This is a genomic window from Streptomyces mangrovi, from assembly GCF_900114215.1.
In the GTDB taxonomy this organism is placed as follows: Bacteria; Actinomycetota; Actinomycetes; order Streptomycetales; family Streptomycetaceae; genus Streptomyces; species Streptomyces barkulensis.
Genome location: NZ_FOSG01000024.1, coordinates 83,357 through 94,183, shown reverse-complemented (window position 1 = coordinate 94,183; position 10,827 = coordinate 83,357). Strand labels below are relative to the sequence as shown.

Sequence of the window (10,827 nt, the reverse complement as noted above, 5' to 3'; positions counted from 1 at the left end):
GGGGGCGGGGCCATGGATGGCCTTGAATTCGGGCCTTTCGGCCCGAATAACGCCCCGGAATTCCCCTTCGGGGAATTCTTGGGTGGTTTGTGTCGGCCCCCGTTGGGGGCCTTGGTTTTGCGCGTGAATTCCTCCGTTGGAGGAATTCGAGTCGCGGTGTTTCAAATTCCTTCGGAATCTTGGCCCCTGTCGGGGCCTTTTTTGGTTGCTCCTCAGTTTCCTTGCAGTGTTGGTTTGTTGGGGCTCGCCCGTTCCGGGCGGCCGGGGTGGGGTGGTGAGGCCCTGTCGGGCCTCGGGTGGGGGGTGTGGGGTTGTCAGGTGTGGTGTCGGATAGGGACGTTGGAGAGCGCATTCGGCACTGGGTGGTGGTCGTTTGATCTGGGGTTTTGTTCTTGTCGGCTGCTTTGTGTTGAGGATTGCAATATACGAATGCTCGGCTGGTTGAGGAGTTTCCTGGCCGTTGGCCAGGGGCGGTTCGTCGGAGCAGCTGGCATTGGTCGTGTTCGGGTGTCGGGGTGTGGTGGTGCCGGGTGGTGTGCCCTGCGTGGGCGTTGCTTTAGGTATAGGGATCCGCTCGGTTTTCTCTGTCCTGTGTCGTCTGTTTTCTCGTCGAGGGTTGGTGTCGGAAGGAGGGGATGGCGGTTGTCTTTCGCGTTCGAGGTGTACTGGGTCGGATCCTTCGGCTCCTTTCGAACCGTGCTGTGGGAGGGGGTGAGGGTGCGAGGTGGCTTGGGTTGGAAATAGGGAGTGAGGGTTTTTGCGGAGCGGCTGGGGTTGTTTTGTGTTCGGTAGGTTCGGGCGTGGGGCGCCCGTTGGGCGCTATTGGGGGCGGTCGGGGTACCAGGGGGCGAGGCGCAGCAGGAGGTGAAGGGTTCGGTGTGCGGCGGTGCGGTGGGCGGAGTGGGGGGCGTAGGCGGCGCGGAAGGCGAGGGTGGCGGTGGTGGCCAGGAGGAGGAGCAGGGCAGCGCCGGCGAGGAGGAGGGCGGTGCGGCCGGCGGTGGTGGCGGTGAGCAGGAGGGGGACGGCGGCGGTGGTGAGGCGGTGGGAGCGGTGCCTGGGCATGGTGGCTCCTTCGGGGCCGGTGGCACTGGTGGCCGTGGGGTCGTTGGGTGTCGACGTCCAGTCAGCCAGTTGGGCCGTCGGTGGTTTCCGGGTACTTCGCGGGGTTCTAAAGTCGTGCGCTGTGGTGCGTGGCGGGCCCAGTGGGGCGGATCGGGAGCTGATCGAGCGCCTGGCGGCGCTCGGCTGGGCGGTGTCGGTGGCGCAGCTGGAGCGGTGGCGTGCGGCCGGGCTGCTGCCGGCGCATCCTCGGCGGTGGTTGGGGCGCGGGCGGGGCTCGGTGTCGGTGCTGGAGGAGCCGGTGGTCGCTGTTGCCGCGGCGCTCGCTCGGAACGCGCGGCAGGGACGTGATCTGCGCTGGACGGTGCTCGCCTGGTACGTCGAGGCCGGTCGGCCGGTCGTGCCCGGGGTGGGCGCGGTGCCGGAGCCGCCGTGGCCGGCCGTGCGGGAGGCCCTGCTGTGGGCCATGGAGAACTCCCGCGCGTACCGGGTGCTCGCGCAGGCCCGCACCGCGGGCGCCAGTGGCAGCGAAGAGGAACAGGACGCCGCGCGTGACGGGTTCTATGCGGACGCTGCCCGGGCGTTCGCGCAGGGGCCGACCGGGACACCGGATCCGGCCGTGATGCGCCGGCTCCTGGAGGGCCGGGCCGACACTGCGGTGGCTCGGGGCGAGGACGCCCGTCGGCGGCGCGGGGCCGTACGCCTGGCCGCGGCCACCGGCATGGGCAGCAGCGAGGTCGGTGGCGCGCTGTTCGTCGAGGCCCTCGCCGCCCTCCTACCTGGCCTGGACTGGGCCCCGATGGTCGAGGCCGCCGAACAGGCAGAGCTTGACGGCACTTTCGGAGCCTGGGTGCCGGCCGCTGCCGTGGATCCGCTTGCCCTGCTCGTGGCGGCCGACGAGCAGGAGATGGCGCGGGCCCGTACCCGGGCGCAGCTGCTGGCCGGTGTCGGAGGTCTGCAGCTGGCGTACGGGCTGCTCATGCCCGACACTTCGGCCCTCGTATCGCTGCGGGCCGCCATCGACGCCACTGGCCTGGGCTCGCTCATCAGGGAAATGTTCCCCCTCTTGCTCACTCCTTCAGGTGTCCCGTTCGCGCTCGCCGCCTGTCTCACGCCCCCGTACGAAGGGCTCGCCGCCTACGTCCAGAACCTCCTTGACGAGCACGCCCGACACGGACTGCTCACCCCGCCCGGCAGTCGGCACCCCACCGCCGAGGCCTACATGGACGCCTGGCTAGACCACCTCCGCACCGCCGCCGCGAGCGTCGCGCCGGCCCACGAGCCCGGCCCCGGCTGACGCGACATCCCCGATACGACCGGCGAGGCCAGCGGCACTGCGGCGAACGGCGGGCCCGCCGCAGGACACGGGGAACAAGGCAAGGCGGCCGGGGTCGACACCCGGACACAGTGGAACCCAGCAGGCGGCTGGCCATAGGACCGCACCGCCCCGGGAGCGACCACCGGCAGCTGCCGACTCCGGCGCCGAGTACCCCGTCGGCCCCTGGGCGGGGGGTACTCGGCGCCTCCAGACCCCGGCCCGGGACGCGTCCCCGGCTCGTCACCGGCCATGCCCGGACACCCCACGGCTGCGGTACGTCCGAGCCGACGCGCGGGCGCGGCTCACTGCCGCGTGTGCGGGCGGGCCGCTCGCTCCGACTCCGGCAACCGACCCCCTGCCCACCCCTCTCCGAAGCTTCCTATTGCACAGAATATTCATCTCGGAAAGGGCACGAGTTTTATTTCTGAGAGGCCCGCTAGAAAAAGTTCCTTTACGGAGTTGCTGAGCGCTTACGAGTCGGCGTCTGCGTACTTCGTGACATAAAGCAAGGGTGCGACCTGCCTCGTGGGAGGCTCGGAGGGGCAGACAGGTGTGGATCGAGCGCTGGAGCGCGTGCGCGGCAGCGTACGGAGGACCATGCGCACGGGTGGGCGGGCTGATGCCCCCGGACCTCTGGTCGGCTGACGCTCCGTCAGCCGACCAGCCCGTTAGGCTGCATCAAGTCTTGCCGTACACGATTTCTCCGGCGTTGAGGATGCCTGACGCCGGGATCGCCCATCAGGTCAAGGACGCCACTGACGCGCACAAAACGCTGCGCACCCAGTGGTCGGTCGACTCGAAGTGGCGCAACGGCCTGCACAGCAGCGGCACGCGGGCGGGTTGCTCGACACCAAGGATGCCCTCGTCGAGTACAGCGTGCGCAAGGGACTCCGCGTCCGTGGCTGGGACCACGACCGGGACCCGGCGCCCGAGGATGCCTGGGACCAGGGCCGGTGGCCCGGCTCTCGCGACCGCGGGATCGACGGCTGCCCCGAGCCGATCTCCGCCCGCCTCGACTCCGTCCTCGTCGCCCGGACCGTCGCCGCCTGTTGGCACGCCTCCGCCCCCGCCATCGAGCGCTTGCGCGCCTAGCGCGACCTGAGCCCCGGCATCGCCCCGCCCCGCTACCGGCTCGTCGGCCCACTCGCCGAGTACCTCCGTCTCACCGACCAGATCACCACCACTGGAACCACCTGGCGCGCCGACATCACCCGCAATCTCGCCCAGGCCCACACCCTCATCCCCGCCCAGAACGCCAACGAGCTCTCCGAACAGGCCTGACCCCCCTACGACGCGGATCGGATCTGTTCGCGCGGCACTCGGCGGATGTCCCGCACGGCCTCCCATGGGCCCGCCAGCGGTGCCCAGCGGGCCTTTGCCCCGCGCTTCCGCAACTGGCCGGGCTTGGCGCCCGCCTCAAGCCGCTCCCGGCCCGATCTGGGCCCTGGTTTGACGGCCCACGCTTCGCGGCGTGCTGGCGGACGTCGTGACCGTCGAGCCAGGCGCTGCGGGCATGGCGGGACAGGAACACGGGGCCCGCCCACGGAGCACGAACGCTTGGCCGCAGGGATGACCATCACCGGAACCGCCTGGTGGGCGGGCGTCATGCAGGCCTAGAGCGGACTGTTGCCACCTTGTTGCTGGGGCAGTGCGAGTTCGGGTACCTCGGGCCCGGCGGCACGTTCGGCTGGAAGTCGCCGACGCCGACAGGTCGCCGATGGCCGGGTGTCGGGGAGGACCGGTGTCCAGGGCTCGGCGGAGCCGGGAGCCAAAGTCGGACACGGGCACGTGGCGGTGGCTTCGAGTATGGCGGCCAAGAGCAGCGACAGCTCAGTCTCGATGGAGACCTTCTCCACCCCGCCAAGGGCGGACGGCACAACGCGGGCGGTGCGAGGGGGATCTCAGCAGTCACAAGGGCTTCTCGTCGAGTGCTGGGCGTCGATCCAACATGCAGGGGCCGGTTGCCCCCAGGGCCGATTCCGGCCGCCTCTCCCCCGGGACGGGCGTCAGCGACGTCGCCTGGGGCGCCAGCGGAGGGACGGCCAGAGATGTGGCCGTCCCTCCGGGCGGCGTGGTTGGCAGTAAAGCTGTGGACTTCGGTGTAGGACCGGCAGATGCACGCCGATGGCCGTGGTCACCACCTCTTGGCCCCCGCGGGCAGCGAGGGCACCGGCCGCCAGGTCCAGGACGTCGCCGGGCAGCCGGCCGGTGGGACGAGCCCTGATGGGCGGCGTGCTCTAACAGGCAGCCCCACGCACCGCGGCTGGGTCTGGGCCCAGCAACGTCTCCTCGCCGGTGTCGACGGCGTCCGGACCAAGGGCGCCAGCGGGGCGGGTGAGGACGTCAGCCAGGGTGTGACGAGCCAGTGCGAGACAAGGGCTTAGCCGTCAGCGTCCTCGGCCGGGCTCTGCGCGTCGGCCAACTTCCCCAAACCGTCTGTGGTGAGGGCCAGTTCAGTCTTGGCTGGCATCAGGTCGGCTGCGGCGTACGGGCCGACTGGCCCGGTAGGCTTCAGGCAGCGCAGAGCACTCATCAACGGATCGAAGCTGGCCAGCAGCACCGGCGGCCAGTCCATATCCTCAGCCAGGACGTCGGCGGCTCGACCGTTGTGTCCGTGCAGTCGGCGCCGTCGGGCAGGGCTTGCTGCACCAAATCGGCGGCCAGCGCGCCGAGCGCCGCCCACGCCTGCTGCTCAAGGCCTGCGGCGCGCTCCGGCGGGCAGGTACGCACCCCCTTCTCCACGGGCCAGGCATGTTCTCTGGGTCCGGTCGGGCCGTGGGCAGCTGCGGCGCGAGCGGCACGCCTGACATTACTCCTCTTCCAGTTCGATGGGAGAGGCGTATCGCGCTGCCGTCGTGTGCTCCCGGGATCAGCGGTGCAGCCGCCTCCGCTGGCGCGACTGAAGCGGGCCGCCGGGATCGAAGGGGAGGTTGAGCATCGCCGCATCGAACACCCGATTCTCCACCACTAACCCGCAGCACGCCCTGGGCCGTGCATCAGGCGAGAACCCCATTCTCGCCGAGGTCGGCGGCTGCCGTGCTCAGAAAGTCGCTGTATGCATCGCGGGCCCGCGACTGCATCTGATCGAGGTCGGGCTTCTCCGGGTCGAATCCCTCCGTCAACAGGAGCTGGACGTATTGCGGCGACGGCGGTGAGAGTGGACCGGTGTCCAGGTCTTGCCCTTTCAGTTCCGCGATCGCGCGGCCCGTCGCCCGGCTGAGAAGGGCACACCATGTGGCCATCTCCAACGAGGCTTCGGCCACCGGGCGGGTGGCATCTAACTGCAGGAGGACTCGTTGGGTGTCGACCTCGTTCTGCCGGTACTTGAGCGCCTCGTTCCACCGTGTGTGGGCTTTCTCGATCCATATCCCCCGCTGCTCTGGGAAACGCTTCACCCGTCCCAGAGGGATTAACGTGTCGGAGAGCTTGTCCAGGTAGTGATCGATCGTCTCCGCGTAGCTGGCGTACGTGGCCCGCCTTGACTCCCGCAGAGCTCGGAGAGTTTCGGTCCGGACCTGGTAGCGGGCCGTGCTGCGGCTGAGGAGTGCCGCGATGGCCCCCGTCATCGCTGTGCCTAGGGCGCCCACGGTGGCGCCGAGAACGGCGGCGAGTCCTGCGTCCATCGCGCCACTATGGCGGCCAGCGAGTGGCCAGCACGAGGTGATGATCAGCCACCCGCGCGGGGAGCCGTTCTCCGCGCCGCTCGGGGGTCATGCACGTCGATGCCGGGGTCGGCCACCATCGCCGTGGGGAATGGCGCAGCTGGCCACACGATGCCGGGTGACCGTCCGCTGCACACTTGGCTCCGGCCCCCGGCATCGCACACCATCCGCGCCGTCCAAGCCGACTTGATCGATATCCCGCCCGGCGTTCACCTCCCGGACGTTGCCGAACTGCACGCCCGGGGCGTAATAGGCGGACTCCAGGCGACATCCTCGTCCCTGCAGCGGTGCCTCGGAGCCGACGGCCGCGCCGACGAGGAGCGCCCCGTCTGAGCAGGCGCACGAGCCTCCCCGTTCAGCTGCGCTACGGTCTGACCACATGTGATGAGGGGGTTTCATGGCGCAGCAGACACGGGTGGCCAGAGCGCGCCGGTGGTGGCGGAGCACACCGTCATTGATCCGGCGCTTCAGCGTTGTCCTGCTCATCCTCGGAGTAGTTCTCGCAGGCACGGGCCTCTGGCTCGACCGCACTAACTGGTGGGAGGGGCACGGCTTTTTCGCCAACCTTGTCTCCAGTCTCACCTCACTGTGCTTTGGCGTTCCCACCGCTCTGCTCGTCCTGAGCCACCTCGGGGAAACCCAGGCACACGCCCGTCAGACTCAGCGGGTTAAGGACTATGCGAGGAACGAGATCCACGAGTTCCAAGTCGCTCTGACCAAAGCATTCAACGTCACCGACACCACAGAGTTGGCCGCCAGGGTTCGCACTCTGAGCACGGGGCTGCACCAGTTCCGCCAACTGGCCGTCATCGACGGGCCGACAGCCGCCCGTTTCTTTCAGACTCTCAACGCCCTGCTGGCCTTGGGGCGGGGACCGACGCGGTCATATCGGCCGTCTACCAACTTCGGAGCTCTCTCTCGTGACCGCTGGCAGTGGAGAAGGATTGAGACATGGCACGTCCGGGTCGAGACCCAGTGGAGGGTCCTCAGCGAGGAGGTGCGCCCCAAGATTCTCGAATGCGGCTTGCGCTGGCTCCCGAGATCCCCGGCCGCCGAAGCCGAGCAGGCAATGCGGCGACTCTTGGACGAGGACGGACGCAACCCCTGGAGGATGCCGGAACACTTCACCGACCCGGATGCCGTCAAAGCCATGGGGCACTTCCTTCACGACCTGCGCGTCCTGTGCTCAACAGCAGAGACCTTGGCTGCCTACTACCCGTCCAGGCCCCGTGAGCCGGGTCGTCGCCGCAGCTCCTAGACAGTGTCCCGTAAATTCTCAGGGACGTGTCGGCTGACCTGCCCGTTTGACTGTCACCCGGCGAGGGTGAGGTTGTGCAGGCGGGCGATGCCGAGCATGGCGTGGTGGACGCCGTCGCCTCTGAGACGGCAGTCGCTGAGGATCTTCCAGCACTTCATGCGGGCGAAGGTGTGCTCGACACGGGCGCGGACCCGGCGGTGGGAGGCGTTGTGCTCCTCCTTCCAGGCGGGCAGCTCCTCGTCCCGGTGCCGGCGGTAGTGCGGGATGGTCAAGCCGGTACCGCGGTAGCCGCCGTCGGCGATCACTGTGGAGGTGGTGCCGACGGCGGCCTTGGCACCGGACTCCTCCCAGGCCTTGCAATCGTTGCGGTTGCCGGGCACCGGCCGTCCGACGGCCACGACGAGCCGGGTGTCGGCGTCGATGACGACCTGGTGGTTGGTGGAATAGCGGTAGTTCTTGCTGGAGGCGGCCACGCTCCGGTCGCGGGTGGGCACCAGCGTGCCGTCCACGATGAGCACGGTGTCCTTGCGGAATCGTTTGCGGGGCTGGAGCGCGAGAACCGGTCCGAGGTGGTCGACGATCCGGTCGGCCGCGGACTTGGGGATCCCGAACAGTGGGGCGAGCTGGCGCAGGGTGAGGTTGGTGCGCCAGTACGCGGCTACCAGCAGCACCCGGTCCTGAAGCGGCAGCGACCACGGCCGGCCCTTGCGGACCGGATCGGCACCCTCGCGCCGCAGCGCGGTGATCAGCTTGTTGAACTGTCGCGGGCTCAGCCCGGTGAACGGGCCTATCCAAGAGGGCTCCGACGCCGTGATCACACTAGCCACGGCAAGATCATCTCATCCGTGACCAGCAGTTACGGGACACCGTCTAGGTGGGGACGCGCCCGTATTCGACCCGAGCCCCGGAGGAGTTGTAACTGACGGTTTCAGAATGAGGTTCGGAGACGTCGCAGGCAGATGATGCTGCAGGCGAGTTGGAGCAGTCCGAGGTGGAGATCGGCTCGTATCTCGTAGCGAGTCCGCAGGCGTTTGAACTGGTGAAGCCAGGCAAAGGTCCGCTCAACGACCCACCTGGTCTTGCCCAGGCCGGATCCGTGGGCGATGCCCTTACGGGCGATCTTCGGCGTGATGCCCCGAGCGCGGAGGAGGCGGCGGTACTTGTCGTAGTCGTAGCCGCGGTCGGCGAACAGCCGCCGTGGGCGGTGACGTGGCCGGCCCACCAGGCCGCGGATGCGGGGAATCGCGTCCAACAGGGGCATGAGCTGGGTGACGTCATGACGGTTTCCACTGGTCAACGACACCGCGAGGGGTGTTCCGTGCCGGTCGGTGATCAGGTGGTGCTTGCTGCCTTGGCGGCCGCGGTCGACCGGCGAGGGTCCGGTGTGAGCCCCCCTTTCAGGGCCCGGGCGTGCGAGCCGTCGACCGCGACGTCCTCCATGTCCAGCAGACCCGTCGCGCGGAGTTCCGCGAGGAGGATCTCGTGCAGGCGGGGCCAGACGCCGGCCTCGGTCCAGTCCGGCAGACGGCGCCAGGCCGTCACCCCGGAGCAGCCCACTGCTGCGCTTGGCACGTCGCGCCATGCCACGCCCGTGCGCAGGACGTAAACGATGCCCGCCAGTGCGGCCCGGTCCGGCACCGGGAGCCGTCCAGGGTGGCGGTGCCGCCTTGGGCGCACCGGCAGTAGCGGGGCTATCCGGTCCCAGAGAGCATCGGGGACGAGGTTCACGTTCACGAGGCTGCAGCTTGCCAGAGAACCCGGTTGAGCACGCCGAGCCGGATCGACATACTCCCCGGATGACCGGCACCGGGGACAAGGCCACTGAGCAGGGTTGGGATGAACCCTGGTACCGCGTTCGCACAGATCGGTTCGAGGCGTCATTCCTGCCCGGCGCCGGCGAGGACCTGGATGCCGTCTGCAACGTCGACGTAGAGGTGCGGCTGGCAGCGGACGGCTCCCGCTGGAGCGCGACCGTGTTCACGCTCGCCGAGGTTGAGCGCCTGATGAAGAGGTGGTCCCAGACAGGCGAGGAGTTGGGCGGCCGCTACTTCTGGTGTTCTGACGGGCTGATAGTTCGGGACCCTGGCATCGACAACATGACCCAGGTACTCGCCGGCCTGCTCGATGCCGGTGACTTCACGCAGGTTCTTCAGCGACTCGACGACGAATAGCCAGCGCCCTCATTCTGAAACGATCAGTAAGGAGGTCCTGGTCCAGCGGCAGCGGGTCGGAGAGTTCATGGGACAGATCCGCGACTTCGACCAGATGATCCCCGGCGAGTCCGTCCAGCATCTGATCAGTGAGAACACCACCCTCAAGCACCGAGTCCAACAACTGGCCCGAGAGCACCGCAAGCTCCAGGAACGACTCGAGGGTGCACGCTCCAACCTTCGATTCTCAGACAAACGCATCGCCGCCCTCGAAGCCAAACTTCTCGGACGGGACCAGACTTGAACGCAGGCGTCCGTACTCTGTTCGTGTGATCATCCTCGACACCAATCAGCTGCATCGGGTCCTTCCTGGCAACCCGACGCTGACGCTGCTGACCGCTGCGGCTAACCGTTGTGGGCACACCCTGGCTATCACCGACATCGTCCTGCGTGAGATGGTCCGGCAGCGGCGCGAGGGCCTCACTCAAGCACGGAAGGCGCTCGAAGCTGCCCAGCGCGAGGTGAACAAGTACGTGCGGCCGGCATCTCGAGTCGTCTCCAGTACGTGGTCGGATCGCCCAACGGAGCTGGAGACAGACCTCTTCGAAGCCGAGTTGCGGCAAGCCTTCACCGTCTTGCACACCGATCCGGAAGATGCGCTCGAAGCTCTGAAGCGTGAGGCCGACCGGCGGCCGCCCTGCAAGGCGAACGGTGAAGGCGGTCGAGACACCGCGATCTACCTGACCGCGCTTCGTGCGGCACGAAAGAACGATGACTTGGAATCGGTGCAATCCAGGATCGCGGGCAAGGCCAGTGGGGGCACCCGCCCTCTCCCCGTGATCTTCGTGACCGAGGACAAGGGTTTCTCGGATCCGAAGAACCGCACAGCCTTCGCGCCGGAGCTGCGTGAGGAGATCGCCGACGCGCCGCTGACCCTCCGCCTCGACGTCGTTTCGGCACTCGCCGAGATCGGCTATCCGAGCCAATGGGTTGATGCCAAGAGCATCACCGAGCGAGATGATTTTCGCGGGATGCTCCGCGAGGCCGTCACGCGCGAGACGCTGGGCATGCTCTCACCGGCGCCCCGCGAAGCTTTCCCTGAATGGGTTCGGACCCGCCCGCCTCGGCTTCGTAGGTTGGGCAAAGCGCACCAGTGCAAGGGAGGCGGGCTGACCCTGTCCATGCTGACCGGGACATGGTCGTCGGGCATCTTCACCCGCAATAGGCCTGATGGCCTGAGTCCGTCCACGATCAAGGGCGATTATCGCCTGCGCATCACCGCGGACATAACAGCGTTGGTCGTGCAGGATGAGAGCGGCGACGTCATCGAAGCCGAGTTCTCGTCCACGTCGGTGACGATCACAGACTGAGAGCTGCACT

Annotated in this window: 11 protein-coding genes; 6 read left to right on the top strand and 5 right to left on the bottom strand. The window is 68.1% G+C overall.

What is annotated here, in order from left to right:
* Positions 1-819: 819 nt before the first annotated feature.
* Positions 820-1,062, bottom strand: a complete 243-nt coding sequence (locus BM237_RS25170; protein ID WP_093852024.1) for a hypothetical protein — start codon at positions 1,060-1,062, stop codon at positions 820-822.
* 121 nt (positions 1,063-1,183) lie between these two features.
* On the opposite strand from BM237_RS25170, the gene BM237_RS25165 reads away from it, so the two are divergent.
* The gene (locus BM237_RS25165) at positions 1,184-2,356 is read left to right on the top strand and encodes a hypothetical protein (RefSeq protein ID WP_093852031.1); all 1,173 of its coding nucleotides are present in this window, start codon (positions 1,184-1,186) and stop codon (positions 2,354-2,356) included.
* A gap of 861 nt (positions 2,357-3,217) precedes the next feature.
* Positions 3,218-3,469 carry a hypothetical protein gene (locus tag BM237_RS30130; protein ID WP_245794037.1) on the top strand — a complete coding sequence of 84 codons (252 nt, stop codon included), beginning with the start codon at positions 3,218-3,220 and terminating at the stop codon, positions 3,467-3,469.
* Positions 3,470-4,757: 1,288 nt separating this feature from the next.
* Here BM237_RS30130 and BM237_RS25150 read toward each other — a convergent pair.
* Both BM237_RS25150 and BM237_RS25145 read right to left on the bottom strand, forming a co-directional pair.
* Complete coding sequence (locus tag BM237_RS25150; protein WP_093852022.1) at positions 4,758-4,937, bottom strand: hypothetical protein; 180 nt, start codon at positions 4,935-4,937, stop codon at positions 4,758-4,760.
* Positions 4,938-5,373: 436 nt separating this feature from the next.
* Entirely contained in the window at positions 5,374-6,000 is a 627-nt protein-coding gene (locus tag BM237_RS25145) for a hypothetical protein (protein ID WP_093852021.1), read from the bottom strand.
* A gap of 436 nt (positions 6,001-6,436) precedes the next feature.
* On the opposite strand from BM237_RS25145, the gene BM237_RS25135 reads away from it, so the two are divergent.
* The gene (locus BM237_RS25135; RefSeq protein WP_139238176.1) at positions 6,437-7,297 is read left to right on the top strand and encodes a hypothetical protein; all 861 of its coding nucleotides are present in this window, start codon (positions 6,437-6,439) and stop codon (positions 7,295-7,297) included.
* 53 nt (positions 7,298-7,350) lie between these two features.
* On the opposite strand, the gene BM237_RS25130 is transcribed toward BM237_RS25135, so the two are convergent.
* Together BM237_RS25130 and BM237_RS25125 are read right to left on the bottom strand one after the other, a co-directional pair.
* Complete coding sequence (locus BM237_RS25130; RefSeq protein ID WP_093852018.1) at positions 7,351-8,124, bottom strand: transposase; 774 nt, start codon at positions 8,122-8,124, stop codon at positions 7,351-7,353.
* Positions 8,125-8,225: 101 nt separating this feature from the next.
* Positions 8,226-9,031 (bottom strand): IS5 family transposase gene (locus BM237_RS25125; protein ID WP_093852017.1). Its coding sequence is split into 2 segments (ribosomal slippage): positions 8,226-8,695 and positions 8,695-9,031, totalling 807 coding nucleotides; the frame shifts between segments, so codons are not numbered across the junction.
* A 62-nt stretch (positions 9,032-9,093) separates the two neighbouring features.
* On the opposite strand from BM237_RS25125, the gene BM237_RS25120 reads away from it, so the two are divergent.
* From BM237_RS25120 to BM237_RS25110, 3 genes are all read left to right on the top strand, one after another.
* Positions 9,094-9,468, top strand: a complete 375-nt coding sequence (locus tag BM237_RS25120; protein WP_093852016.1) for a hypothetical protein — start codon at positions 9,094-9,096, stop codon at positions 9,466-9,468.
* A gap of 67 nt (positions 9,469-9,535) precedes the next feature.
* Positions 9,536-9,751, top strand: a complete 216-nt coding sequence (locus BM237_RS25115) for a hypothetical protein (RefSeq protein WP_093852015.1) — start codon at positions 9,536-9,538, stop codon at positions 9,749-9,751.
* Positions 9,752-9,776: 25 nt separating this feature from the next.
* Positions 9,777-10,817 carry a PIN domain-containing protein gene (locus BM237_RS25110; RefSeq protein ID WP_093852014.1) on the top strand — a complete coding sequence of 347 codons (1,041 nt, stop codon included), beginning with the start codon at positions 9,777-9,779 and terminating at the stop codon, positions 10,815-10,817.
* Positions 10,818-10,827: the final 10 nt, after the last annotated feature.